We start from the raw sequence: 24,125 nt of genomic DNA on the forward strand, positions 1-24,125 counted from the left end.
CATTTACCGGGCGTTTACCGCGACACGCTCGTCGTTCGACTTCGTCGCTCCTCGCTGGGGCATTCACCGACGAGGCGCCGAAGGCGAACGAGGAGGCGTCCGGCAGAAAAGGGAACGGCCCGCAGGGGGAGGAACCCGCGGGCCGTCTGGTCTCGGCGGCAGACAGGGAGGGAGGAGCGCCTGCCGCCGGATCGTGGCTTAGTAGTTGTAGGCGCGCTCGCCGTGTTCGGCGATGTCGAGGCCTTCGCGCTCCACTTCCTCCTTGACGCGCAGACCCATGACCAGGTCGACGAGCTTGAAGAGGATGAAGGAGCCGATGCCCGAGAAGGCCACGGTGAACAGGACCGCCTTGATCTGCGCCGTCAGCATGAAGCCCATGTCATAGGCGCCGACCTGCAGCGTGCCGGGGACCGAGGTGTAGTCCGGGATGCCCGCGCCACCCAGCGCCGGGTTGACCAGGATGCCGGTGCCGATGGCGCCGATGATCCCGCCGAGGCCGTGGATGCCGAACACGTCGAGGCTGTCATCCAGCTTGAACATGTTCTTCACGTAGGCCACGAACCAGAAGCAGACCGCACCGGCGAAGAGGCCCAGGCAGATCGCGCCCATCGGTCCGGCGAAGCCAGCGGCGGGGGTCACGGCGACGAGGCCGGTGATGACGCCCGAGACGAGGCCCAGGAGCGACGGACGGCCCTTCAGCGCCCATTCGGCGAACATCCACGCCACGCCCGCAGCGGCAGCCGCGACGAAGGTGTTCACGATCGCAAGCGAGGTGATCACATTGGCTTCCAGGTTGGACCCGGCGTTGAAGCCGAACCAGCCGACCCAGAGGAGCGCGGCCCCGACCATCGTCATGGTCAGCGAATGCGGCGCCATCGAGTCCTTGCCGTAGCCGACGCGCTTGCCCAGAAGGATGCAGCCGACAAGTCCCGCGATCCCGGCGTTGATGTGCACCACGGTGCCACCGGCGAAGTCCAAGGCACCCCAGTTCCAGATCAGCCCGTTCGCGGCCAGGTTCGCGGCAGCGGCTTCGGCAGCGGCGGCGTCACCGGCGGCTTCGGCAATCAGCTTGGCGGTCTGCTGTTCGGCCAGGAAGTCCGGGCCGCCCCACCACCAGACCATATGGGCCATCGGGAAGTAGATGAAGGTCACCCAGAGGATCGAGAAGACCAGCAGCGACGAGAACTTGAAGCGTTCCGCGAAGGCGCCGACGATCAGCGCGGGCGTGATCATCGCAAAGGTCATCTGGAAGGCGATGAAGGTGTATTCCGGCAGCCAGACCCCGTTGGTGAAGGTCGGCACCAGCGTGGTCGCATCGACCCCCGCAAGGAACATCTTCGACAAGCCGCCGACATAGGTGTCCATCGACCCGCCGTAAGAGAAGGCGAGCGAATAGCCGTAGACGACCCAGATGATGCAGACGACGGCCGAGATCGCGAAGACCTGGGTCAGCATCGACAGCATGTTCTTGGTGCGGACAAGGCCGCCGTAGAACAGCGCGAGGCCCGGCACCGTCATCATAAGGACGAGGACGGTTGCGATGCTCATCCAGGCGACGTCGCCGTTGTGCACGGTCTTCTCGTAGACGTAGGGCACAAGTTCGGCAGTCGTAGTCGTGGCTTCGGTCGCAGCTTCAGCCGTCGCTTCCTGCGCCCAGGCGGGAAGGCTGGCGAAAAGCGTCGCGGCAAGCGCGCCAAGGCCAAGTTTCGTTTCGAGTTTCATGTCAGGTGTTCCCCTCTTCCCCGCCGGATCACAGCGCGTCGTCATCGGTTTCGCCGGTGCGCACCCGCACGGCATGTTCAACGTCCAGGACGAAAATCTTTCCGTCGCCGATCTTGTCGGTCTTGGCGGTCTTCTGGATCGTGGCGACGACCTGGTCGGACAGGGCGTCCGAGACCACGATTTCCAGCCGGACCTTCGGCACGAAGTTCACGGCATATTCGGCGCCACGGTAGATCTCGGTGTGGCCGGACTGGCTGCCGAACCCCTTGATCTCGGTCACCATCATCCCGCGCACGCCGATGGCGGTCAGCGCCTCGCGGACCTCCTCGAGCTTGAACGGCTTGATTGCTGCAATGATGAGCTTCACGTCTTTCCCCTCTGTCTTTTGCAGGCACCCAGGGGTGGGTCCTTCGCCTGACATCTGGCAGGGGATTGCTGCGGGCGCACAAGGAGTGGTCGGCAGGCCGACGGCCGGTCAGGAGACTTGGTGCACATTTTTTGCACCTTTTTGCAGATATGCCTAATTGTTGTGCAACTTGGATATGCGAATCGCGGTCTGCCAGACTTCGCTTTCCCGGAAATCCGGGATAAGCTGCCGGACAAACGGGTCGGAAGCACCCTGGTCACGAGTGGCAAGAGCAGGCATGGCAACTGGAAACCGGGGGCGCGGCCCCCTTGTCGCAGACAAACGATATGCGTCGTCCCGGTCAGGGGGATCGGCGGGTGCCACAACCGGCGGCCCGCGCAAACCTGCGGCCCCGAAGACACCGAAGGCTCCGCGTCGGCGCAGTGCCCGGCCCAAGCGGCAGCACGGGCTGATCGTGGGGCTGATCCTGGCGATCTGGCGGGTGATCTGGGGTATTGCCTGGCGCGGCACGGCGATGGGCGCGCTGATCCTGGGCGGCTTTGTCTGGTACTATTACGCGCAGCTGCCCGAGCTTGAGGCGCTGGTCGATGGCCGCGCGCGCGGTTCGGTCACCATGCTGGACCGCGAGGGCGAGGTCTTTGCCTGGCGGGGCGAGACCTTTGGCGGGATGATCACCGCGGACAGCGTCGCCCCGGCCCTGCACAATGCAGTGGTGGCGACCGAGGACAAGCGGTTCTACTGGCACCTGGGCATCAGCCCGCGCGGCATCGCCAGCGCGATCCGGATCAACCTGTCCGAGGGCCGCGGGCCGTTCGAAGGCAACGGCGGGTCCACCATCACCCAGCAGACGGCCAAGCTTCTGTGTCTGGGCGTGGAATGGGACCCGAAACAGTGGAAGTCCGAGTCCGACTACGAAAAGGACTGCCGCCGGGGGGGTATGTGGCGGAAGATCAAGGAAGTGCCCTTCTCGCTGGCGATGGAGGTCAAGTACTCCAAGGAAGACATCCTGACGATCTACCTGAATCGCGCCTATCTGGGGGCGGGGGCGCGGGGGTTCGAGGCGGCCTCGCAGCGCTATTTCGGCAAGTCGGCCAAGGACGTGAGCCCGGCCGAGGCGGCGATGCTGGCGGGTCTTCTGAAGGCTCCGTCCACCTTTGCACCGACGGCGAACCTAGAACGCGCGCAGAACCGGGCGGCGGTGGTCATCGGGCTGATGGAGGACCAGGGGTACCTCACCAAGGCCGAGGCCGACGAGGCGCGGGCCAATCCGGCAGTGTTGTCGAAGGCGGCCAAGCAGAAGTCGGGCGGGTATTTCGCCGACTGGGTGATGGAGACGACGCCGGACTATCTGGCGCGCGACACGACCGAGGACGTCATCATCGAGACGACGCTGGACCAGGACATGCAGCGCAAGGCCGAGGAGGCGCTGGCCTGGGTGTTCGAGAACAAGGTCAAGAAGGGGTCTGAGGCGCAGGCCGCCATCGTGGTGATGAGCGCGGATGGCGCGGTGCGCGCGATGGTGGGGGGGCGGAATACGCCCAACGCCGGGGACTTCAACCGGGCCACGCAGGCGTTGCGGCAGACCGGGTCGACCTTCAAGCCGTTCATCTATGCGGTGGCGATGGACCTGGGCTACAGCCCGCTCGACTATGTCGAGGACACGCCCCTGTGCATCTATACGGCCGGGTCGGGCGACTGGTGTCCGCAGAACTATGACAAGGAGTTCAAGGGCCAGATTACGCTGACCCAGGCGCTGGCGGAGAGCCGGAACATTCCGGCGGTGCGGGTATCGGAGGCGGTGGGGCGGGACCTCGTCAAGCAGGTGGCGACGGATTTCGGCCTGGCGCAGAACTTCGCGGACGGCCCGGCGCTGGCGTTGGGGGTGTCGGAATCGACGCTGATCGACATGACCGGGGCCTTTGCCGGCATCCTGAACGGGGGGTCGTCGGTCACGCCCTACGGGTTCGACGCGCTGAAGCTTAAGGGGATGGACGAGCCCCTGTTCGGCGCGGGTGGCGGGATCGGTGAGAGGGTCATCAGCGAGAAGGCGGCGCATGGGCTGACCTACATGATGACCGAGGTCCTGAACTCGGGCACCGGGGGCCGGGCGCGGCTGGACGACCGCGAGGCGGCGGGCAAGACCGGCACGACGCAAAGCGCGCGGGATGCCTGGTTCGTGGGCTTCACCGCGGATTACGTGGTGGGCGTCTGGATGGGCTACGACGACAACCGCCCGCTGTCCGGGGTCACCGGCGGGGGGCTGCCGGCGGAAATCTGGCATGAGGTGATGGTGCGGATCAACGAAGGCCAGCCGGCGAAGCCTCTGGTCACCGACATTCCGGATTCGACCTATGTGCCGATCGACCCCAGCACGACCGAAGGCACGGTGGCGGCCGAGGACGTGCCCTATTTCGACGACCCGAACGCACCGACCTATGACGAGGTCTATATCGACCCGCAGACCGGAGAGGCGATCCCGGTCTATGACGGCGCGCCGCCCGTCGGGGCCGTGCAGGAAGGTCCGGTCGCAGGCGGAGGCGGGCTGGCGAACGACCTGGCGGGACAGATCGACGATCTTCTGAGCGGCGGGAACTGAGGTCGATGCGCTACGACCGGACGTCCCGCGTTTCCAGCGGCTGGATGAAGCGGAGCAGGTAGCCGTCCGGGTCCTGGACAAGGAACTGGCTTTGGCCATGTTCGACATCGTCCTGCCGATACCATTCGGTGGCAAGCGGGCGGAACAGCGCCTGACCTGCGGCCTGCAGCCGTTGGGCCAGCGCTGGCGCATCGGCGACCTCGATCTGCAGGTTCAGGCCACGACCGAAGGGCGGCGACAGGGGGCCGGTCTGCCAGGCATCGTCGGAAAGCTCTTCCAGCATGAGCTGCGCCGCACCGAGGTCCAGATAGGCAAAGCCATCCTCGGGCCGGGCATAGCGGACCCGAAAGCCGCAAAGGTCACGGTAGAAGGCAAGCGAACGGTCAAGATCGGCGACCAGAAGCTCGGGGACCAGGGCGGCCCAGCTTTCGCCCTCGGCCTCGGCCATCGGTCAGAGCGTCTTCAGGTCCGCGATCAGCCGGTCGAGGTCGCCGCCGCGCTGGTCGAGAAGGGCGCCCATCTCGGTCCGTTCCGAGGCGAGCATGTTCACGCCCTCGATGATGATGTTGAAGAACAGGTCCTTGCCGGACTTGTCCGACACATGCCAGCGCACCTCGAACGGGGCCTCGCCCTTCAGGCGGGCGGTCGAGATCACCTCGAAGTAGCTTTTCACCGCGCGGGCCTCGGCCACGTCGATCTGGCCGCCCTCGAACTCGCGGAAGCGGCGGCCGTATTTGCGGGCGAGATAGCCCTGGAAGGCCTTGGTATAGGCCGAGAGCTGGCCCTTGGAGGCCGAGCGGGCCGCAGTGCCCAGGACCGACCGCGCGATGGTGGGCACGTCGGCGTAGCGGGTGAAGAGCTTTTCGAAATCCTTCAGCATGGCGCCTTCGGACTTGCCCGAGTTGATGATCGAATTGATGTCGGCGACCGTCTTGTCGACCAGCGCCTTCGCGGCATCGGCGGTCAGCGCGGCGGCCGGACGGGGCAACGCGGCGATCAGCGGCACGACGGCCAGGCCAGCCAGAAGGCCGCGGCGCGAGAGGGTCGGGTTACTGGGCATAGGGGTCCTCGTAGGGGTCGATGAAGCCGGGGTCGGCGGGCGCTTCGGCAGGAGGCTCGACCGCGCCGCCTTCGTCGGCATATGGATCGATGAACCCGTCATCCGAAGCGGCGGCCTCGTCCGTTGTCTTGCCGCGCGCCAGGGTGAAGCGGCGGTTCTGCAGGTACAGAAGCCGTGCCTGAGCATAGCTGTCCGCGCTGTCATATAGAACCGAATCCACGGTTTCCGAGAAGCGGTCGCGATCACCAAGGCGTGAGAAGAGGCGGACCATCGCCGCGGCATTCGCCTCGCGCACCGGGAGGGCACGGCTGACCGGGTCAAGCGCGGTATCGACGATCATCCCCACGGTGTCGCGCGCGGTCGAGGGACCGGCGAGCGGCAGTTCCAGGTAAGGCCCCTCGCCCACGCCCCAGACATGCAGCGTCTCGCCAAAGTCGGTGGGCCTGCCGTCCAGCCCGATGGCCGAGGAAAAGTCGATCAGGCCGCCGAGGCCGAAGGTCAGGTTGCCTGCAAGCCGCAGCGTGTTTTCCCCAGCAGCGACGAGGCGCAACTGCAGGAGGTTGTTCGCAATGTCGCCGGGCAGCGAGAGCGTGTCGGCCAGGTTGCCGATGCCCTGCTTGACGGGTTCGGGCACGATGCCGACCCCCTTGGACGCAGGCCCGACCAGCGCGCGGTCGAGGCCCTTGTTGAAGGCATGGACCTTGCGGTTCGCGGGTTCGAACGGGTCGTTGATCGCGTCGGGGCCAGTGGGGGCCGCGCAACCCGCGAGCAGGCCTGCCGACAGAAGCAGGGCCGAAATCTGCGCAAGACGCCCGGAAATCAATGAAATGTTCAGACCCATGTCCCTACTGTCCGGCCTCAGAGCCGTTAACGATAGTCTTCGACGGCCTTGGGCCAAGGCATACGTGCCGCACTTGACCAAGACAACGGTCAAACGTGGCAGATGCGTCGCGCATGGCAGGAAGACGCCAAGGAAGGACCGATGGCACAGGACGCGACCGCAGCGCCGGGGATAGCCCCGGGTCTGGCCGAGCTGGAGGGCGCCCGCGCGGCGTTCCGGCGGGCCGTGCTGGCGGCCTTCCTGTTCTCGGCGCTGGTCAACCTGTTGATGCTGACGGCACCCCTTTACATGCTGCAGGTCTATGACCGGGTGCTGGTGTCGCGGTCCGAGGAAACGCTTCTGGCGCTGTCGGTGCTGATGGCCTTCCTGTTTCTGGTCATGGGGGTCCTGGATCATGCCCGGGGCCGGATCATGGCGCGGGTCGGCGCGCGGCTGCAGGACAGGCTGGATGCGCGGGTGCTGTCGGCCGCCTTTCGCCGGTTGAGTGTTGCGCCGCAGGACGTGCCCGCGCAGGCCGCCCAGCGCGACCTGGACGCGATCGCGCGGTTTTGGGCCTCGCCGGTGGTGCTGGCGATCTTCGATGCGCCCTGGGCGCCCCTGTTCATCGCGGCGATCTTCGTCTTCCACCCTTGGCTGGGTGTCCTGGCGCTGGCGGGGGGGCTGGTCATCATCGGCTTAAGCTGGCTGAACCAGCTGGCGACCGCCGGGCCGCTGCAACAGGCCAGCGTCGCGGGTCTTGCGGCCGAGCGTCAGGCCGAGGGGCTGAAGCAGGAGGCCGAGCTGGTGCAGGCCCTGGGCATGGCCGGGGCCGTCTTTGCCCGGCTGCGGGCCGGACGGGCAATGGCTCGGGATAGCGGGCTGATGGCTGCGGACGCGGCGGGGCGCTATTCCGTGCTGATCCGGACCTTCCGGCTGTTCCTGCAGTCGGCGATGCTGGGGCTCGCGGCCTGGCTGGTGCTGCGGCAAGAGCTTTCGGCGGGCGCGATGATCGCAGCCTCGGTCCTGATGGGCCGCGCGCTGCAGCCGGTAGAGCAGGCGGTGGGTCACTGGTCGGTGGCGACCCGCGCCCGGCAGGCAAGGCTGCGGCTGGCAGAGCTTTTGGCCAATGCCCCGCCATTGGCGCCGCGGACGGAACTGCCACGGCCACAAGGGCTGGTCGAGGTGCAGGGGCTGACGCTGGTGCCGCCGGGCGGGACGGGCGCGGTTCTGCGCAACCTGAGCTTCACGCTGCCCCTTGGACAGGCCCTGGGGGTGATCGGGCCGTCGGGGGCGGGGAAGTCGTCGCTGGCCCGCGCCCTGACCGGGGTCTGGCGCCCGGTGGAGGGGCGCATCCGGCTGGATGGCGCGACGCTTGACCAGCATGACCCGGACCGGCTGGGCAGCTACATCGGCTATCTGCCGCAGCGGGTGACGCTGTTTGACGGCACGATTGCCGAGAACATCGCCCGTCTGCAGCCAGGGGCCGAGGCCGCGGCGGTGGTGGCGGCGGCGCGGGCGGCGGCGGCGCATGAGATGATCCTACGGCTGCCGCAGGGCTATGACACGCCGGTCGCGGGCCTTGGAAGCCAGCTGTCCGGCGGGCAGATCCAGCGCATCGGCCTCGCGCGGGCCTTGTACGGCGATCCGGTCCTGTTGATCCTGGATGAGCCAAACGCGAACCTGGATGCGGAGGGCTCGCAAGCGCTGAACATGGCGATCCGGACGGCAAAGGCGCGGGGGGCGGCGGCCCTGGTCATGGCGCATCGGCCGCAGGCGATCCAGGAATGCGACCTCCTCCTGGTGCTGCACGAAGGGGCCGCCGCCGCCTTCGGGCCGCGCGACACCGTCCTGCGCGAGGCGGCGCGGAGTGCGGGTGACGTGGCGCGGCCGGTCGCGGCGCGGGGGGTGGCATGACGGGCGGGCGCCTGTCGTTCCGGGGGCCCGTGATCCTGGGCCTGGCCGCAACGCTGATCCTGGTCGCGGGGTTCGGCCTCTGGGCGGTGACGACCCGGATTTCCGGCGCGATCATCGCCCCGGGGCAGGTGGAGATCGAAGCGGACCGCCAGATCGTCCAGCACCCGGACGGCGGCGTGGTCGAGGCGATCCTGGTCCGCGAGGGCGCCCGGGTGGCGGCGGGCGATCCGCTGATCCGGCTGGATGGCGCGGCCTTGCGGTCGGAGCTGGTGATCGTCGAGCGGCAATTGTCCGAGCTTGCCGCCCGCAGCGCGCGCCTGATTGCCGAGCGTGATGGGGCGGAAGGCCTGGTGTTTGATGACGACCTCGTGACCCAGGCGGCAAGCGCCCCGGAGGTGGCCGCGCAGCTGGACGGGCAAAGCCGCCTGTTCGAGGCGCGCCGTGCGACACTGGCCGAGCAGCGCGCGCTTCTGGAACAGCGGACCCAGCAGATCACCGAACAATCGAACGGAATAGTCGCGCAGAACGGGGCTGTCGCCGCCCAGCTTGACCTTATCGAACAGGAGCTGGCCGCGCGGCAGGGGTTGCTTGACAAGGGGCTGGCCCAGGCCGGGCCGGTGCTGGCCCTGCAACGTGAACGGGCGCGGCTGCAGGGGCTTATTGGCGCGCTTGCCGCTGACCTCGCGCAGACCCGGGGCCAGGTGACCGAGACCCGGATCGAGATCGCGGGCCTGGAAACCCGCCGGCGCGAGGAAGCGGCGGCCGAGCTGCGCGAGATCGGGCCTGCGATGCTGGAGCTGGCCGAACGTCGCCGGGCGCTGGCCGAACGCGTCGACCGGCTGGAGATCCGCGCGCCGGTGGCCGGGGTCGTCCTCGGTCTGCAGGTGACCACCCCGCGCGCGGTGCTGCGTCCGGCCGACCCGCTGCTGTTCGTCATCCCGCAGGACCGCCCGCTGGTCATCAGCGCCCGCATCGCGCCGATCCACATCGACGAGGTCGCCGTCGGGCAACCGGCGGAACTGGTGTTCCCGGCCTTCTCGGCCCGCGACACGCCGCATCTGCTGGGCCGGGTGACGCTGATTTCGGCCGATGCACTGACCGATGGGCAGACCGGGGCGACCTACTACTCTGCCCGGCTGCAGCTTGACCCGGGCGAGGCCGCGCGGCTGGGTGACCGCACGTTGCTGCCGGGAATGCCGGTGGAAGTCTTCCTGCAGACCGGACAGCGCACCCCGCTGGCCTACCTGGTCAAACCCTTCACCGACTACTTCTCGCGCGCTTTCCGCGAAAGCTGAGCCGAGGCTGCCGCTTGGCGGGATCAAGCCGAAAAGCCGGGTGATTGTCCGGAAAAACTGCACGACGCCCGCGACTTGGCCCAGACTGACCCTTAAATGGCCACAAAGCTTGGGCTAGATGGCGCTCAACCAGAGCGAGTCGGCAAGAAACCGGGGCAGAATTGGGCGGAATTGTGGCAAGCGGGACCGCGATGATCGAAGGGCTGCGCACGAAGCTGCGGCTGGGAACGGCGACCGGGCCGGAGAGCTGGGCCCGCAGCTGGATCACGCGCGCCTTCGCCGCTGCCGTCCGTGCATTGCTGGTGATGATCCTGATCGTGATGCCTTCGGTGATCCTGCCGGGCATCGGCACCGACACCAAGCAGATCGTGGCGCTGGTCGCGATCTTCGGCGGGGCGCTTGTGTTCTTCGAGTACAACGCCGTCTACCCCAGCCTGATCGAGTTCCGCGACGGCGCGCCCTACAACCGCATTCGCTATCTGATGATGCTGACCATCGTCGTCTTCCTGTCCGCCATCGTCGCCGACCAGGAATCGCCGACCACGGTCACCCGGCTGTTCCACGCGCTTGGGCTGATCATCGGGTCTGCGCTGGACTTCCCCTATTCGCCGGTCCGGCTGGCAAGCTACATGCTGGATGACAGCGCCACTGCCGCGCATATCGCCCAGGTCAAGGTGGCGGCCGGGACGGCCTACCTTGTCTCGATCTTCTCGCTGGCGCTGTTCGTGATCGTGCTGAAGCTGGCGGGCTGGCCGAACACCAAAAGCGCGTTCAACGTCTGGGTCAACCTGCCCACGTTCGAGCCGACGGCGGGCGGCGATGTGGTCGACCGGCTGGTGCGCGATTCGCATGCGAACCTGGCGGTGGGATTCCTGCTCCCGTTCGTGATCCCGGCGATCATTGCGGTGCTGACCCGTGGCATTCCGGCCGAGGCCCTGACCTCGCCGCAGACGCTGATCTGGGCGATGGCGCTGTGGGCCTACCTGCCCGCCGCCCTTATCATGCGGGCCGTGGCGATGGCGCGGATTGCCGACATGATCCGCATCAAGCGGGCCGCGAAGCTTGCGGTGCTGGGTGCGATCGAGCCGGGGCGGCTGGACCGGGACGACGACGAGGATGACGACGATCTTTAAGGTCGGAGTCGTCCTGACGCTATGGGCGCTGATGTCCGCTGGGGCCAGCGCCGAGACCTTGCGCTTTGCGACCTGGAACGTCGGGCTGGACCGGAAGGGTCCGGGCCTCCTGGTGCAGGACCTGGCCAAGGGCGAAGATCCGCAGATCGCGGCATTGGTGCGGGTGCTGGTGGCGCTGGACGCCGATGTGGTCCTGCTGACAGCGGTCGACTACGACCGGGGCGGGGTGGCGCTGCGGCTGCTGGCCGACCGGCTGGCGGCAGCGGGAGCGATCTATCCGCACCGTTTTGCGCTGCGCCCCAACACCGGGATGCAGTCGGGCTTTGATGTCGATGGCAATGGCCGGATCGGCGACCCCCGAGACGCGCAGGGTTTTGGGCTGTTTTCGGGTCAGGGCGGCATGGCGATCCTGTCGCGCTTTCCGGTGGATGAGGACGCGGCGCGCGACTACTCGGCTTTCCTTTGGCGCGACCTGCCCGGTGCGATGCTGCCCGATGGCATGGACCCGGGCCTGATCGAGGTGCAACGCCTGGCGACGACGGGGTTCTGGGACGTGCCGGTGATTACCCCGCAAGGCCCCCTGCACCTGTTGGCCTGGCACGCGACCCCGCCGGTGTTTGACGGGCCCGAGGACCGCAATGGACGCCGCAACCATGACGAGGCCGCGTTCTGGCGGCTGTATCTGGACGGTGCGTTGCCGATGCTGCCGCCGGAGGCTCCGTTCGTGCTCTTGGGGGACGGCAACCTGGACCCGGCGGATGGCGACGGGTTGCGTGAGGGGATCGGGGCGCTGCTTGCGCATAACGCGCTGCAGGACCCTGCCCAGCGTGGGACGCATGGGCGGGTGGAGCCGGGCCAGGCGGGTGACCCGGCGCTGGACACGGTGATCTATGATGACCTGGGGGGCTTGCGGCTGGACTATGTGCTGCCCTCGGCAGGGCTTAGGGTGACGGATGCGGGCGTGATGTGGCCGAAGGCGACCGATCCACTGTATCCGGACCTGACCGCCGCCTCGCGTCACTTTCCTGTCTGGGTTGAGGTCGAGCTACCCTGAAGCCCCCGCGCCTGCAGGTGGCGCAGGATAACCTCGTCCAGGGGCGTGTCCTTCCAGTCGGGCAGCCAGTGGCGCAATGGCGCGGGGTCAAGCTGGTGCGGGAAGCTGGAGAGGTACAGCATCTCACGCAGTTCGCGGGCGAGTTCCCAGACCGGGCTGGTGACAGTGAAGATCCAGGTCGGGAAGCGTTTTGTGCGGATCGGCCGGCCGAGAAGGCGGGAAATCCGGGCTGCGAGGTCGGAAATTGTAAAGGCGTGGCCGGCGAAGGGGATGTCGGCATAGGCGGGCAGCCGGTCGCCCAGGGCCACCAGCCGGACGGCGGCGCGGGCCATGTCGGGCAGGTAGGCATAGGCGTGAAGCGCGTCGGGGTCGCCCAGCGAGGTGACGACGCCCTTGGCGACACTCCCCAGGATCACCCGGTTCATCAGCATCTGCGGCGCCTCGGGGAGGAGGAAGTCACCACCGCGGAGGAGGATGGTGCGCTGGCCGACGGCATCGCGATAGCGCGCCTCCATCTCGGCCCGGATGTGGCCCTTGCGGGCGACGGGGCGGTGGGGGGTGTCGGCGTTCCAGGGGCCGGGTTCCGTGCCGTAGGGGTAGACATTGCCGGGGACAAGGAGTGTGGCACCCGAGGCCTTGCCCGCCGCCAGCACGGCGGTGGTGATCTCGGGGATGAGCCTGTCCCAGTTGTGGTAGGCGGGCGGGTTCAGGCCGTTGACGATGAGGGCCGCACCCTTGGCGGCGGCGGTCATGTCGGTGCCGCGCTGATAGCGGCGGATGGTCCAGCCTGCCTGTTGCAGGGCGAGGGCCACCTGCCCGCCAAAGCCACCCGATGCGCCGAGGACCAGTGCTGTCTGTGTCATGGTGATCTCCTTTTCCCGAAGATATGCGGGAGGGGAAGCGCGAAAGGAATTGCATGAAAGCGCCGGATGGGCATTCATGAATGAATGGAGCTGCCCGACTGGACCCTGATCCGATCCTTCCTTGCGGTGGCCGAGGCCGGGTCGCTGTCGGCGGCGGCGCGGGCGACGGGGATCAGCCAGCCGACGCTCGGGCGGCATGTCCAGGCGGTGGAGGCGGCGCTGCAGGTGCAGCTGTTCACTCGGACCGCACAGGGGCAGGCGCTGACCGAGGCGGGGCGGGCGCTATTGTCCCCGGCGCGGATGATGGAGGCCGCGGCGGCGGAGCTGGCGCTGACCGCGAAGGGCCATGCCACGGGGATCGAGGGGACAGTGCGGATCACCGCCAGCCGGGTGGTGTCGCAGGTGATCCTGCCGGGCATCGTGGCGCGCATAAGGGAGGAGGAGCCGGGCATCCAGATCGACCTGGTCCCATCGGACACGACCGAGAACCTGCTGTTCGGCGAGGCGGACATTGCCTTGCGCATGTACCGGCCAACGCAGCCCGACCTTGTGGCACGGCAGATCGGCGAGGTGCCGCTGGGGCTGTATGCAGCGAAGGCCTATCTGGACCGGCGCGGGCGTCCGGCCAGTATCGATGACCTGATGGGCCATGACTTCGTCGGGCAGGACCGGATGGACCAGATCATCCGGGTGATGCGGGGCCTGGGCATCGAGGTCGGCCGCAGCTTCTTTCCGGTGCGCTGCGACGATCCGGTGACTTATGTCGAACTCGTCCGGGCGGGCTGCGGGTTGGGCGGCATCCTGCGGGCGGTGGGGGATGCCGACCCGGGGCTGGAGCGGATCGATGTGATCCCAGACCTGCCCTCGCTTCCCGTCTGGCTGACCGCCGCGCCGCGCCTGCGCCAGTCGCCCCGGCTGCGACGGGTCTGGGACATCCTGGCCGCAGCCTTCCCCGCTTGAAAGTTTCGGGCCGAAGGGCTAGGGCCACGGCGACCCAATTCCAGCGGAGCATGTCATGGCCAACCCGTCCCTCCTGATCCTTGCCGGCGACGGCATCGGCCCCGAAGTCATGGCCGAGGTGAAGAAGATCATCGGCTGGATGGGGGCCAAGCGTGGCGTCCAGTTCGACGTCAGCGAGGACCTGGTGGGCGGCTGCGCCTATGACGCGCATGGCACGCCGCTGACGGATGCGACGATGGCCAAGGCGCAGGAAGTGGACGCGGTGCTGCTGGGTGCCGTGGGGGGGCCGAAGTACGACAAGTTGGACTTTTCCGTCAAACCGGAGCGGGGTCTTCTGCGTCTGCGCAAGGAGATGGACCTGTTTTCGAACCTTCGGCCCGCGCAGTGCTTTGACGCGCTGGCCGATTTCTCGTCGCTGAAGAAAGAGGTCGTCGCGGGCCTCGACATCGTCATCGTGCGCGAGCTGACCAGTGGCGTCTACTTCGGCGAGCCGCGGGGCATCTTCAAGGAAGGCAACGAGCGGGTGGGGATCAACACCCAGCGCTACACGGAAAGCGAAATCGCCCGGGTGGCGAAGTCGGCCTTTGAACTCGCCCGGAAGCGGAACAACAAGGTCTGCTCGATGGAGAAGGCCAACGTGATGGAATCGGGCATCCTGTGGCGCGAGGTGGTGCAGGAGGTGCACGACCGCGATTACCCGGATGTGGAGCTGTCGCACATGTACGCCGATGCGGGCGCGATGCAGCTTTGCCGCTGGCCCAAGCAGTTCGACGTGATCGTCACGGACAACCTGTTCGGCGACCTGTTGTCCGACGCGGCGGCGATGCTGACCGGGTCCCTGGGCATGCTGCCGTCCGCATCGCTGGGTGCGCCGATGGCCAATGGCCGTCCGAAGGCGCTGTACGAACCCGTGCATGGCTCGGCCCCCGACATCGCGGGTCAGGGCAAGGCCAACCCGATCGCCTGCATCCTGTCGTTCGCCATGGCGCTGCGGTACAGCTTTGACATGGGCGACGAGGCGACGCGGGTCGAGAAGGCGGTGGAGAAGGTGCTGGCCGACGGCGTCCGCACCGCCGACCTGATGGGGCCGGAGGGTGGCACCCCGGTCTCGACCGCCCAGATGGGCGATGCGATCCTGGCCGCCCTGGACGCGAGCCTGTAAGACCGCCGCCGGGGCGCTGTTGCCCCGGCCTTTCCCCGGAGCGTTCTGATGTCCCCTGCCTTGAAAGGCGTGCTTCTCGGGCTGGCGGGCTTCGGGCTGTTTTCCATTGCCGATGGCACGATCAAGTTCCTGGGCGGGACCTACCACCCGGTGCAGATCGTGGCTTTCGCGAGCCTGTTCACCCTGCCGCTGATCGGGCTGCTGTGGATGTGGCAGCCGGTCCGGCTGCGCCCGGTGCATCCCTGGCTGATGGCGATCCGGACCCTGGCGCTGATCGCCAATGCGCTCTTGGTGACCTACGCCTTCACCGCGATGCCCTTGGCGCAGGCCTATGCGATCTTCTTCACCATGCCGCTGGTGCTGACGCTGCTGGCCTGGCCGATCCTGGGCGACCGGGTGGATGTGGTGAGCGGGTTTGCCGTGGTGCTGGGCCTCATCGGCGTGATCGTAGCCCTGAACCCGGGGCGGATTGAGTTTGGGTGGGGCCATCTGGCGGCGGTCCTCGGCATGCTGATGGCAGCGGTGCACTACCTGATCATCCGCAAGACGGGGGGCGCGGAATCCTCGGTCGCGCTTTTGCTGTATCCGGCGCTGGGGCAGTGCCTGACGGCGTTCCTGCTGCTGCCGGGGCGCTATCAGCCGATGCCCCTGCATGACATTGCCACCATCGCCAGCATATCGGTCTTCGGACTGGCCGGGACGCTGGCGATGTTCGCCGCCTACCGCGCCGCGCCGCCGGTGGTGGTGGCGCCGACGCAGTATTCGCAGATCGCCTGGGCCGCCGTCTTCGGCGCGCTGTTCTTCGCCGAGCCGATGACCGCGACGACCGCCATCGGCATGGTCATCATCGCGGTGGCAAGCATCCTGGTGGTCTGGCGGCAAGAGCAGCAAAAGAGCCTGGCATAGGGCCTGGCGGCCTTGCATCCGGCGGGTGAACAGGCGATTGTGCGGGCGCTAACGCGGCGTCAGTTTCGCGCCCCAGCCCCGGATATTTTCGCATGTCCCCTACGCTTCGCGGTGCGCTGTTGTCGCTGGCCGCCTTTGCCTTCTATGCCACCCACGATGTCGTGGTGAAGTACCTGGGCGGGCATTACTCGCCGTTCCAGACCATGTTCTTTGCCGGGCTGATGGGCTTTCCGCTGATCACCATCCTGCTTCTGTCCGACCGGCGCGATGGCACGCTGATCCCCCGGCATCCCTGGTGGACGGTGATCCGGACGGTCAGTGCGGTGGTGACCGGGGCGATGGGGTTCTATGCCTTTTCCGTCCTGCCGATGGCCACCTGCTATGCGATCTTCTTCGCGATGCCGCTTCTCATCACGCTGATGGCGATCCCGATGCTGGGTGAAAGGGTGGGCCTGCGGCGTGGCATCGCCGTCATCGTCGGGCTGATCGGCGTCATCATCGTCCTGCGGCCCGGCAGCGGCGACGGGTTTTCGCTGGGCCACCTGGCGGCGCTGGGGGCGGCGACGACGGGGTCGCTCAGTTCGATCATCGTGCGCAAGATCGGGCGGGATGAGCGGTCGGTGGTGCTGATGTTGTATCCTATGGTGCTAACCTTCATCGCCACCGGCGCGCTGATGCCCTTTGTCTACCAGCCGATGCCGGTGACCGACCTGTCGCTGACCGCGGTGATGGCGCTTCTGGGCACGCTCGGTGCGCTGGCCTCGATCGCCGCCTACCGCACCGCCCCCGCCATCGTCGTGGCGCCGATGCAGTATTCGCAGATCATCTGGGCGGCGCTGTACGGCTGGCTGTTCTTCAACGAATCCATCGACCTCTACACCGGCATCGGATCCTCGGTCATCATCGCTTCGGGCATCTACATCGTCTTGCGGGAAAGCACGCCGTCGATCAGCCAGAACCGGCCGGTGCTGGAAAACCGCTCGCGCTGGGAAATCGGCACCCTGCCGCGGATTTCCACCTGGCTTAAGCGGCTTGAGCGGGGCGGCGATCAGGCATGAGGCGGCCCGTTTCGCCTCTTGCCAAAGCCGGGCGGACCGGATAACCCGCAGCCCACGGTCGGAGCGTAGCGCAGTCTGGTAGCGCACCTGCTTCGGGAGCAGGGGGTCGGAGGTTCGAATCCTCTCGCTCCGACCATCTAAAGCAATCCCGAAAATTCATGCGCTTAAGTCAGAGCTTTCTGCAGCTCTGGAACAGGTTTCCGGTCTTGGTGACCTAAGCACAGCGCCTTTCATGAGCGATGGGGCCAGCCTTCCCTTCGACTGATCGAGACGGCGTAGATCCTGGCATCCTGGGGTGATTCCTTGGCTGATGCCGGAACCCGTGACAACGCCTTGGGGTCATGCGGTAGCCTGAACCTTCTCTCGGATTGCAGCAAACAGCGTCAAGATCAGCCTTGCTCGAACGGATTGCTTAGCGGCAAGTAAGCACATGACAGCATTTCGTTTTGTCCACTCCTCGGACCTGCACCTTGGCAGGGCTTTCGGCAACTTCCCGGAAGGCATTCGCCATCGCCTGCGCGAGGCTCGGCATGGTGCGATCGCCCGGCTGGCGGCCGCTGCGCGCAACGGAGGAGCCAGGACCATTTTCCTGGCGGGCGACACCTTCGACGCTGAGACCCCCGCCCCCGACACATTGCGCCAGGCGATGACCGCGATGCGCGAGGCTGCCGACCTGACTTGGGTCCTGCTGCCCGGCAACCACGACAGCCTGGCGGCAACCGAGCTTTGGCGGCGGATTGCGACCGACGGTCCGGCGAACCTGCGCGCGCTTACCACCGATGCGCCGGTCGAATCCTCGGCTGGTGTCTGGCTGCTGCCGGCCCCTTGCACGCAACGCAAGCCGGGCCGGGATCTGACCGAGTCAATGTCGGCTGCTACCCCAAGCGGAACGCTGCGTATCGGCCTTGGGCATGGCGCGATCACCGACTTCTCGGGGGAGGAGGGGACGACCGGAATCATTCCACCCGACCGGGCGCAGAAATCGGGATTGGACTATCTGGCGCTGGGTGATTGGCACGGGCAGCTGCGGGTTGGCCCCACGACCTGGTATTCCGGAACACCGGAACCGGACGGGTTCAAGCACGATGCGCCGGGGTCGGCCCTTCTGGTCTCGCTCGACGGTCGGTCGCCGCAGGTCACACCGGTGGAAGTCGCCAGTTTCCGGTGGCTTCGACCGCAGATCGACGTGTTGCCAGGTGAAGATGTGGCTGCGCGGATCGCTGCTGCCCTTCCCAAGATGGCTGCGCGCGACCATCTGGTCCGTCTGATCCTGACGGGACGCATGCCACTGGCAGAGCGTGCCGCACTTGAAGCGGACCTGGCCCATCGCGCCCCGGACTTCGGCTGGTTCTTTGCGGACCTGACGGGTCTTGGGGTTGAGGCTCTGCCGGAAGATCTTGACCAGATCGACCGCGCCGGGGCCCTGCGACAGGCGGCAGAGACCTTGCTGGCAGAAGCAGGAGATCCGGGCCGGTCGCAGCTTGACAGGGATACGGCCGCATCGGCGTTGGCCCGGCTTTATGCCCTGTCGCGCGAGGTCAGGACATGAAGCTCCGCACGATCAAGCTGACCAACATTCGCCGTTTTGCCGGGCGCAGTGCCACGCTTTCAGGCATTGGCGATGGCATCACCGTGCTTTGCGAGGCCAACGAGTTCGGCAAGTCGACCTTCTTCGACGCCCTGCAGGCGGTGTTCTTCGAACGCCACGGCAGCCGGAACGCCGTGATCAAGGCGCTGCAACCGCACGCAGGCGGTGCCCCGGAAGTGGCCGTCGACATCGATCTGCCTGAGGGAAGATTTCGCATCTCGAAGCGCTGGCTGCAGCGGCCCCAGGCGCAGGTACTGGACGCCACCGGGCGCCTTGTCTCGCAGGCGGACGAGGCAGAAGCCTGGATCGACCGGATCATGGCGTCCGGTCTGAACGGTCCTTCGGGCCTGCTTTGGGTAAGGCAAGGGATGCTGGGGATGGAGCCCGAGGGCGGCAGCACCGACGATCGGCGCGAGCGCGAGCGGGGGCTGGCCACCCGGCGTGACTTGCTTTCCTCGGTCGCGGGCGAGATCGACATGATGACCGGCGGCCGACGGATGGACCTTGTCGTCGACAAGGTGACTGCCGCGCTGGCGGTTCTTGCGACGGACGGTGGTCGTCCCAAGGCCAACGGCGAATGGAAGCGGGCCCTGGATCAGGTCGAAGCCCTGGTTGCGCGCGAGGCCGACCTGCGGCCCCGTGCGGACCGCCTGTCCGTCGATCTGGCGCGCCGGTCCGAGGTGCAGCGGGCGCTCGCTCGTTTGACCGATCCGGACGCCGTGGCCGAGCGGAGCCGGACGCTTGCCCTGGCCGAGGCCGCCCATCAGGAGGCTTTGGCGCATCAGGCGCGGATTGCACAGGCCGAGACCGCCTTGCGACTGGCCGATCTGGATGCCCGGCGGGCAGAGGCGGAGATCGCGCAGCTTGCGTCGCTGACCGCTCGGCTGTCCGACACGGCCGAGGCCCAGCGACAGGCCGAGGAGGCCGCCGCTGCGGCCCGTAGCCGCGCCGATGACCTGGGCCAGCGGGAACGTCTGGCTGCGGACGGACTTGACGCGGCGGTGGCACTTGCCCGCACATTGCGCCTTCGTCTGGATCGGGCAAACCGCGCGCGATCCGCCCGGCTGGCACAGAGCCAAGCCGAGGACTTGCGTCGGCGTCTGGACCAGGCCGGTGTCGTTCAGGCCGATCTTGAGCGTGCCAAAGCCGGGCGCAGCCGGATCACGGCAACGCCGGAATTGGTCCTGGCAGCCGAAAAGGCCCAGGCGGCGCTGGAGCTTGCCCAGGCGCGGGCCGAGGCTCAGGCCGTCACCATCGAAGCCAGTCCCGAGGGCGGGGCGATGCCGCTTCTGGCAGGCCGCCCCTTGCCGCCCGGGCCCCAACCTCTGCTTGCTGCGGCGGAACTGATCCTGCCCGGATTTGGCAGCCTGCGGATCGACCCCGGCACTGCCCGGTCTACCGATGCCTCGGCCGAGGTCCTTGCCGCCCGCAAGCGGCTGGACGCCGCACTGGCCGCCTGCGATGTGGAAAACGGGACGGAGGCCCGTGCAGCACTGGCGCAAGCCCGCGACCATGAAGCGGCGATTGCTCAGGCCACCGCCCTTCTGGCAGCGATTGCGCCAGATGGTCTTGACGCGCTGCGCGCTGCCCTGGCCCGCGCCGTGGCCGATGCGGAAGCAGTGTCGGGCGAGGATGAGGTCGAGGAGCCCGAAGGCCTCGCTGCTGCGCTGGCCGAAGCCGAGGCCGCCGAAGCCGCGGCAACCGCCGCCCTACACGCGGCCCATGACCTTGTGGTTCAGGCGAACCAGGCGCGCGCTGTCACCGAGGCCAATCGCGCATCGGCCGAACGTCAGCATGCGGCTGCGCGGTCCGAGGCAGGGGATGCCAGGGCGCTTGCCGACCGAATGGCGGCGCTGACCCAAGGCATGCCGACACTTGCCGCAACCCGGACCGCTGCACAGGCTGCGCTTGCGGACCTGCTTGCCTCTGCCGCCGACCTTGCCACCACCGAGGCGCGTCTGGCCCGCGCGAAGAGCGCCTTTGACCAGGCTGCGCGCGATGTTGCAAAGGCGCGCGAGGAACTGGCCGGACTGAACGCAACCATCACCGCGCTGGCGGACGAGGGCCTGGAAGAGCAGCTCTCTGCGCTTGCCGAGGAACGGGTCGAGGCCGAGGCCCGCGCGGCCCGCTACGAGGCCGAGGTCCGGTCGCTGACCCGCTTGCGACGGGCGCTTGAGGAGGCCCGCACCCGTGCCCGCGATGCCTACTTCGAGCCGGTCATGCGAGAGTTGCAGCCCCTGCTGCACATCCTGCACCCCGGCGCACAGCTGGTGATCGACGACGCGACGCTGCTTCCCGCCACCCTGACGCGCAACGGCCAGGAAGAACCGCTCGACATCCTTTCTGGCGGCACGCGTGAGCAACTGGCGATCCTGACCAGACTTGCCTTTGCCCGGCTTTTTGCCGCAGCCGGGCGCCCCATCCCGGTGATCCTCGACGATGCGCTCGTGCACTCGGACGACGACCGGATCGAGGCGATGTTCGACGCGCTGCACCGGACGTCGAAAGATCAGCAGATCCTTGTCTTCACCTGCCGTCAGCGGGCATTTGCGGCCCTGGGCGGGGAACGGGCAACGGTGGCGGTCGAAACCGCCTGACCGACCGCTGTCGCGAGCCCCGGCTAGATCGACCCGGCCTCGACCATATAGCTGCTGGCCGTGCACATGGCGGCATCGTCCGAGGCGAGGAACAGGACCATCCGGGCCACATAGACCGGGTCAATCAGGTCTGGCAGGCATTGCCGCTTGCGGTGGGCCTCGATCGTGTCCGGCTTGACCCAGAGCGTCTTCTGCCGTTCGGTCATGATCCAGCCGGGGACGACTGCGTTGACGCGGATGCGGTGCTTTCCCAGATCCCGCGCCATGGTGCGGGTCAGGCCATGCACGGCGGCCTTGGCCGTGGCATAGGCGGGAAAGCCGCCCCCTGCCTCGAACCAGCTGTTGGACCCCAAGTTGATGATCGACCCGCCGCCGCGTTCGATCATGTCCGGGGCCACCGCCTGAATAGCAAAGAACTGGTGGCGCAGGTTGGTGTCCATCCGTTCGTCCCAGTATTCCGGCGTGACCTCGGTCCAGGAATGACGGTCGTCGCGGGCGGCGTTGTTGACCAGAACGTCTGCCGGGCCGATCCTGGTTTTCAGCGCGGCGAAGGCGTCGCGCAGGCTTGCGATGTCGCGCAGGTCGCAGATTTCATGCGTTACGTTGGAATGGGCCGCGCAAAGGGCCGCGCTACCCTCCGCGTCCAGATCGACGAACCCGACCCTGGCGCCCTGATCGGCGAAGGCCGCTACGATCTCGGCGCCGATCCCCGAGGCGCCACCGGTAACGTAGACGACTTTTCCGGCGAGGCTGGGGTATCTGGCAAAACGGTCGGACATGTCGGGAATCCATTCAAGCGGGCGGACAGGGGCGGCCAAGGTGGCGGCAGCGACGGGGATGGTCAAGCGCCGAAAGGGTGAGTTCACGGGCAGTTCTGCACGTCCGGGCCTGTGGCTTTCGCTTTCCCGCCAGGCACCCGACCAACACCGTTGACTCGCCGTGTTCTGGTGTGTTGTCCTTGTAAAGCGGTTTAGTAAACCGATTCACTGATCGGGATTGTTCCATGTCGGTGGCAAGTCTCAGGGATGTGGCGCAGGCGGCGGGGGTGTCGGTGACAACCGTCTCGCGCTTTCTGAATGGCACGCTCGACCTGCCGGACCGCACGCGGACGGCGGTCGAGGCGGCGATCCTTCAGCTGAACTACCAGCCGAACCCGCATGCCCGCCGGTTGAGCCGCGGGAGGTCCGATACCATAGGCCTTGTCATCCCCGACATCGCGACCCCGTTCTTCGCCACCCTCGTCGCGGCGGTCGAGGCCGAGGCAGACCGGCGCGGGCTGGGCTTGACCCTGCATGCCACCCTGAACCGGGGCGAGCGCGAGCTGTCCTATCTGCAGGCCGTGCGCCGCAATCAGGTGGATGGGCTGATCTTCGTCACCAACCATCCCGACGACGGCAGCCTGGCCGCCGCGATCAACGCCAGCGGTCAGGTGGTCGTCCTTGACGAAGACGTGGCAGGAACGCGCGTTCCGAAGCTGTTCTGCGACAACGAACAGGGCGGCTACCTGGCCGGGCGGCACCTGGCGGAGGCCGGGCACCGCAAGGTCCTTTTCATCGGCGGGGTCGATGCAATGCTCAGCGGGGCGCGGCGCTTCAGCGGCTTCCGGCGTGCCATCACCGAGGTCTGGGGGCCCGATGCCCGGATCGAACGCTATCAGGGCGAATACTCCATCGCGTTCGGACGGTCGGCGGCCCGGCGCATGCTGGAGGCACGGCTTGAGGTCAGCGCCATCTTCGCGACCTCGGACGAGCTTACCACCGGGGTGCTGGAAGTCCTGAATGCCGCGGGCATCCGGGTGCCGCAGGACGTTTCCCTGGTCGGGTTCGACGACGTCGGCCCGCTGCATCTTTTCGCGCCGTCCGTGACAGCGGTGCGCCAGCCGGTCCGGGACCTGGGAATCCGGGCCCTGTCCTTGCTTCTGGATACCGACTGGACCGACCCGACCAAGCTCCCGCCAGAGGAGATCATGCCTGTCACCCTGATCACCCGGAACTCCGTTGCGCCGGTGATCAGGTCATGAACCGCAACGTCCAACACAGGGATACGATCATGAACACGATGACGATGACTGCCCTTTCGCGCCGGGGACTTGGGTTGCTGCTTGGCACGGCCGTGATGCTGGCGGCAGTGCCGGGGATGGCGCAGGACAAGAAGAAGTTCGCGCTGGTGCAGATCAACCAGCAGGCGCTGTTCTTCAACCAGATGAACGAAGGCGCACAGAAGGCGGCGGATGCGGCCGGGGTCGAGCTGGTGATCTTCAACGCCAACAATGACCCGGCCGCGCAGAACTCTGCGATGGAGACCTATATCCAGGAAGGCGTGGACGGCATCGCCATCGTCGCCATCGACGTGAACGGCATCATGCCGGCGGTCGATCAGGCGGCGGCAGCGGGGATACCAGTCGTCGCCATCGACGCGATCCTGCCCGAGGACGGCAAGCAATCTGCCGTGATCGGGGTGGACAACGGCAAGGCGGGCGCGGACCTGGGCGCCTATTTCGTCGAATATGCCAAGGGTGCGGGCGGGGCCAAGCTGGGCATCGTCGGCGCGCTGAACTCGTTCATCCAGAACCTGCGGATGGACGGGTTCACCGGCACTCTGAACGGGGTTGAAGGCGTGACCATCGTCGGAACCGTCGACGGCCAGAACGTGCAGGACACCGCGCTGGCGGCGGCCGAAAACCTGATGACCGCGAACCCGGACATGACGGCGATCTATGCCACCGGCGAACCCGCCCTTCTGGGCGCGATTGCCGCCGTGGAAAGCCAGGGGCGGCAGGCCGACGTCAAGGTCTTCGGCTGGGACCTCACTGCCTCGGCCATCGCCGGGATCGACGCGGGGTACGTCGAGGCCGTCATCCAGCAGGACCCCGCCGGAATGGGTGCCGCTGCGATTGATGCGCTGAAGACGCTGAGCGAGGGTGGCACGGTCGAGCGCAACATCTCGGTCCCCGTGACCATCGTCACCAAGGCGAACGTCGACGACTTCCGGTCGATGTTCGAATGAGCGAAACGGCGCTTCATCCCGAAG

General features: G+C 67.3%; 20 protein-coding genes and 1 tRNA gene. 14 read left to right on the forward strand and 7 right to left on the reverse strand.

Translation table 11 applies throughout. The annotated features are described in order from the left end of the window. Nucleotides 1–198 precede the first annotated feature (198 nt). Both AC2EAL_RS01635 and AC2EAL_RS01640 read right to left on the reverse strand, forming a co-directional pair. On the reverse strand, nt 199–1,722 hold the full coding sequence (locus tag AC2EAL_RS01635) for an ammonium transporter (RefSeq protein ID WP_484722431.1): 1,524 nt from the start codon (nt 1,720–1,722) through the stop codon (nt 199–201). A 28-nt stretch (nt 1,723–1,750) separates the two neighbouring features. Then, the gene (locus AC2EAL_RS01640) at nt 1,751–2,089 is read right to left on the reverse strand and encodes a P-II family nitrogen regulator (RefSeq protein ID WP_137111689.1); all 339 of its coding nucleotides are present in this window, start codon (nt 2,087–2,089) and stop codon (nt 1,751–1,753) included. A gap of 277 nt (nt 2,090–2,366) precedes the next feature. On the opposite strand from AC2EAL_RS01640, the gene AC2EAL_RS01645 reads away from it, so the two are divergent. After that, on the forward strand, nt 2,367–4,685 hold the full coding sequence (locus tag AC2EAL_RS01645) for a transglycosylase domain-containing protein (RefSeq protein WP_484722432.1): 2,319 nt from the start codon (nt 2,367–2,369) through the stop codon (nt 4,683–4,685). A 10-nt stretch (nt 4,686–4,695) separates the two neighbouring features. On the opposite strand, the gene AC2EAL_RS01650 is transcribed toward AC2EAL_RS01645, so the two are convergent. Genes AC2EAL_RS01650 through AC2EAL_RS01660 form a run of 3 tightly spaced genes read right to left on the reverse strand, consistent with a single transcriptional unit; the run spans nt 4,696 to nt 6,586 of the window. After that, a complete protein-coding gene (locus AC2EAL_RS01650) occupies nt 4,696–5,133 on the reverse strand; it encodes a bleomycin resistance protein (RefSeq protein ID WP_484722433.1) in 438 nt (145 codons plus the stop codon). Nucleotides 5,134–5,136: 3 nt separating this feature from the next. Next, nucleotides 5,137–5,745 carry an MlaC/ttg2D family ABC transporter substrate-binding protein gene (locus AC2EAL_RS01655; RefSeq protein WP_484722434.1) on the reverse strand — a complete coding sequence of 203 codons (609 nt, stop codon included), beginning with the start codon at nt 5,743–5,745 and terminating at the stop codon, nt 5,137–5,139. Further along, on the reverse strand, nt 5,735–6,586 hold the full coding sequence (locus AC2EAL_RS01660) for an MlaA family lipoprotein (RefSeq protein ID WP_484722435.1): 852 nt from the start codon (nt 6,584–6,586) through the stop codon (nt 5,735–5,737). The genes AC2EAL_RS01655 and AC2EAL_RS01660 overlap by 11 nt, the downstream gene beginning before the upstream one ends. A 141-nt stretch (nt 6,587–6,727) precedes the next feature. Between AC2EAL_RS01660 and AC2EAL_RS01665 the strand changes: the two genes are divergently transcribed. The 4 genes from AC2EAL_RS01665 (at nt 6,728) to AC2EAL_RS01680 (ending at nt 11,961) form a co-directional block, all read left to right on the forward strand. Beyond that, nucleotides 6,728–8,479 carry a type I secretion system permease/ATPase gene (locus AC2EAL_RS01665; protein WP_484723380.1) on the forward strand — a complete coding sequence of 584 codons (1,752 nt, stop codon included), beginning with the start codon at nt 6,728–6,730 and terminating at the stop codon, nt 8,477–8,479. Next, nucleotides 8,476–9,774, forward strand: a complete 1,299-nt coding sequence (locus AC2EAL_RS01670) for an HlyD family type I secretion periplasmic adaptor subunit (RefSeq protein ID WP_484722436.1) — start codon at nt 8,476–8,478, stop codon at nt 9,772–9,774. The genes AC2EAL_RS01665 and AC2EAL_RS01670 overlap by 4 nt, the downstream gene beginning before the upstream one ends. Nucleotides 9,775–9,965: 191 nt before the next feature. Continuing rightward, complete coding sequence (locus tag AC2EAL_RS01675; protein WP_484722437.1) at nt 9,966–10,907, forward strand: hypothetical protein; 942 nt, start codon at nt 9,966–9,968, stop codon at nt 10,905–10,907. A 31-nt stretch (nt 10,908–10,938) separates the two neighbouring features. Then, nucleotides 10,939–11,961, forward strand: coding sequence for an endonuclease/exonuclease/phosphatase family protein (locus tag AC2EAL_RS01680; protein WP_484723381.1), 1,023 nt, complete (start codon nt 10,939–10,941; stop codon nt 11,959–11,961). Here the strand turns inward: AC2EAL_RS01680 and AC2EAL_RS01685 are convergent. Then, nucleotides 11,925–12,824: a Rossmann-fold NAD(P)-binding domain-containing protein gene (locus AC2EAL_RS01685; protein WP_484722438.1), complete on the reverse strand. Its 900-nt coding sequence runs from the start codon at nt 12,822–12,824 to the stop codon at nt 11,925–11,927. The two genes, AC2EAL_RS01680 and AC2EAL_RS01685, sit on opposite strands and share 37 nt — an antisense overlap. An 84-nt stretch (nt 12,825–12,908) precedes the next feature. Here AC2EAL_RS01685 and AC2EAL_RS01690 point away from each other — a divergent pair, with 84 nt between their 5' ends. From AC2EAL_RS01690 to AC2EAL_RS01720, 7 genes are all read left to right on the forward strand, one after another. Continuing rightward, nucleotides 12,909–13,784: a LysR family transcriptional regulator gene (locus AC2EAL_RS01690; protein ID WP_484722439.1), complete on the forward strand. Its 876-nt coding sequence runs from the start codon at nt 12,909–12,911 to the stop codon at nt 13,782–13,784. A gap of 55 nt (nt 13,785–13,839) precedes the next feature. Then, nucleotides 13,840–14,946: a 3-isopropylmalate dehydrogenase gene (gene leuB, locus AC2EAL_RS01695; protein WP_484722440.1), complete on the forward strand. Its 1,107-nt coding sequence runs from the start codon at nt 13,840–13,842 to the stop codon at nt 14,944–14,946. 48 nt (nt 14,947–14,994) lie between these two features. Continuing rightward, entirely contained in the window at nt 14,995–15,852 is an 858-nt protein-coding gene (locus AC2EAL_RS01700) for a DMT family transporter (protein ID WP_484722441.1), read from the forward strand. A 92-nt stretch (nt 15,853–15,944) separates the two neighbouring features. Continuing rightward, nucleotides 15,945–16,910, forward strand: a complete 966-nt coding sequence (locus AC2EAL_RS01705; RefSeq protein ID WP_484722442.1) for a DMT family transporter — start codon at nt 15,945–15,947, stop codon at nt 16,908–16,910. A gap of 59 nt (nt 16,911–16,969) precedes the next feature. Further along, nucleotides 16,970–17,046: transfer RNA gene (locus AC2EAL_RS01710), tRNA-Pro, on the forward strand. A 294-nt stretch (nt 17,047–17,340) separates the two neighbouring features. Continuing rightward, nucleotides 17,341–18,459 (forward strand): metallophosphoesterase family protein, encoded by a 1,119-nt coding sequence (locus AC2EAL_RS01715; RefSeq protein ID WP_484722443.1) that lies wholly within the window; start codon nt 17,341–17,343, stop codon nt 18,457–18,459. After that, complete coding sequence (locus AC2EAL_RS01720) at nt 18,456–21,095, forward strand: AAA family ATPase (protein WP_484722444.1); 2,640 nt, start codon at nt 18,456–18,458, stop codon at nt 21,093–21,095. Before AC2EAL_RS01715 ends, AC2EAL_RS01720 begins: the two co-directional genes overlap by 4 nt. Nucleotides 21,096–21,118: 23 nt before the next feature. Here AC2EAL_RS01720 and AC2EAL_RS01725 read toward each other — a convergent pair whose 3' ends face one another. After that, nucleotides 21,119–21,874 carry an SDR family NAD(P)-dependent oxidoreductase gene (locus tag AC2EAL_RS01725; protein ID WP_484723382.1) on the reverse strand — a complete coding sequence of 252 codons (756 nt, stop codon included), beginning with the start codon at nt 21,872–21,874 and terminating at the stop codon, nt 21,119–21,121. Between the two features lie 224 nt (nt 21,875–22,098). On the opposite strand from AC2EAL_RS01725, the gene AC2EAL_RS01730 reads away from it, so the two are divergent. Both AC2EAL_RS01730 and AC2EAL_RS01735 read left to right on the forward strand, forming a co-directional pair. Next, nucleotides 22,099–23,115 (forward strand): LacI family DNA-binding transcriptional regulator, encoded by a 1,017-nt coding sequence (locus AC2EAL_RS01730; protein WP_484722445.1) that lies wholly within the window; start codon nt 22,099–22,101, stop codon nt 23,113–23,115. A 29-nt stretch (nt 23,116–23,144) separates the two neighbouring features. Continuing rightward, nucleotides 23,145–24,101 carry a substrate-binding domain-containing protein gene (locus tag AC2EAL_RS01735; protein WP_484722446.1) on the forward strand — a complete coding sequence of 319 codons (957 nt, stop codon included), beginning with the start codon at nt 23,145–23,147 and terminating at the stop codon, nt 24,099–24,101. Nucleotides 24,102–24,125 lie beyond the last annotated feature (24 nt).

The organism is Tabrizicola sp. T74, from assembly GCF_057219935.1.

Excerpts from the sequence above, each read along its gene's own strand:
- AC2EAL_RS01725 (WP_484723382.1), bottom strand. The coding sequence starts at position 21,874 with ATGTCCGACCGTTTTGCCAGATACCCCAGCCTCGCCGGAAAAGTCGTC.
- AC2EAL_RS01680 (WP_484723381.1), top strand. The coding sequence starts at position 10,939 with ATGTCCGCTGGGGCCAGCGCCGAGACCTTGCGCTTTGCGACCTGGAAC.
- AC2EAL_RS01715 (WP_484722443.1), top strand. The coding sequence starts at position 17,341 with ATGACAGCATTTCGTTTTGTCCACTCCTCGGACCTGCACCTTGGCAGG.
- AC2EAL_RS01735 (WP_484722446.1), top strand. The coding sequence starts at position 23,145 with ATGAACACGATGACGATGACTGCCCTTTCGCGCCGGGGACTTGGGTTG.
- AC2EAL_RS01665 (WP_484723380.1), top strand. The coding sequence starts at position 6,728 with ATGGCACAGGACGCGACCGCAGCGCCGGGGATAGCCCCGGGTCTGGCC.
- AC2EAL_RS01720 (WP_484722444.1), top strand. The coding sequence starts at position 18,456 with ATGAAGCTCCGCACGATCAAGCTGACCAACATTCGCCGTTTTGCCGGG.
- AC2EAL_RS01660 (WP_484722435.1), bottom strand. The coding sequence starts at position 6,586 with ATGGGTCTGAACATTTCATTGATTTCCGGGCGTCTTGCGCAGATTTCG.
- leuB (WP_484722440.1), top strand. The coding sequence starts at position 13,840 with ATGGCCAACCCGTCCCTCCTGATCCTTGCCGGCGACGGCATCGGCCCC.
- AC2EAL_RS01705 (WP_484722442.1), top strand. The coding sequence starts at position 15,945 with ATGTCCCCTACGCTTCGCGGTGCGCTGTTGTCGCTGGCCGCCTTTGCC.
- AC2EAL_RS01650 (WP_484722433.1), bottom strand. The coding sequence starts at position 5,133 with ATGGCCGAGGCCGAGGGCGAAAGCTGGGCCGCCCTGGTCCCCGAGCTT.
- AC2EAL_RS01670 (WP_484722436.1), top strand. The coding sequence starts at position 8,476 with ATGACGGGCGGGCGCCTGTCGTTCCGGGGGCCCGTGATCCTGGGCCTG.
- AC2EAL_RS01730 (WP_484722445.1), top strand. The coding sequence starts at position 22,099 with ATGTCGGTGGCAAGTCTCAGGGATGTGGCGCAGGCGGCGGGGGTGTCG.
- AC2EAL_RS01690 (WP_484722439.1), top strand. The coding sequence starts at position 12,909 with ATGGAGCTGCCCGACTGGACCCTGATCCGATCCTTCCTTGCGGTGGCC.
- AC2EAL_RS01675 (WP_484722437.1), top strand. The coding sequence starts at position 9,966 with ATGATCGAAGGGCTGCGCACGAAGCTGCGGCTGGGAACGGCGACCGGG.
- AC2EAL_RS01655 (WP_484722434.1), bottom strand. The coding sequence starts at position 5,745 with ATGCCCAGTAACCCGACCCTCTCGCGCCGCGGCCTTCTGGCTGGCCTG.
- AC2EAL_RS01645 (WP_484722432.1), top strand. The coding sequence starts at position 2,367 with ATGGCAACTGGAAACCGGGGGCGCGGCCCCCTTGTCGCAGACAAACGA.
- AC2EAL_RS01700 (WP_484722441.1), top strand. The coding sequence starts at position 14,995 with ATGTCCCCTGCCTTGAAAGGCGTGCTTCTCGGGCTGGCGGGCTTCGGG.
- AC2EAL_RS01685 (WP_484722438.1), bottom strand. The coding sequence starts at position 12,824 with ATGACACAGACAGCACTGGTCCTCGGCGCATCGGGTGGCTTTGGCGGG.
- AC2EAL_RS01635 (WP_484722431.1), bottom strand. The coding sequence starts at position 1,722 with ATGAAACTCGAAACGAAACTTGGCCTTGGCGCGCTTGCCGCGACGCTT.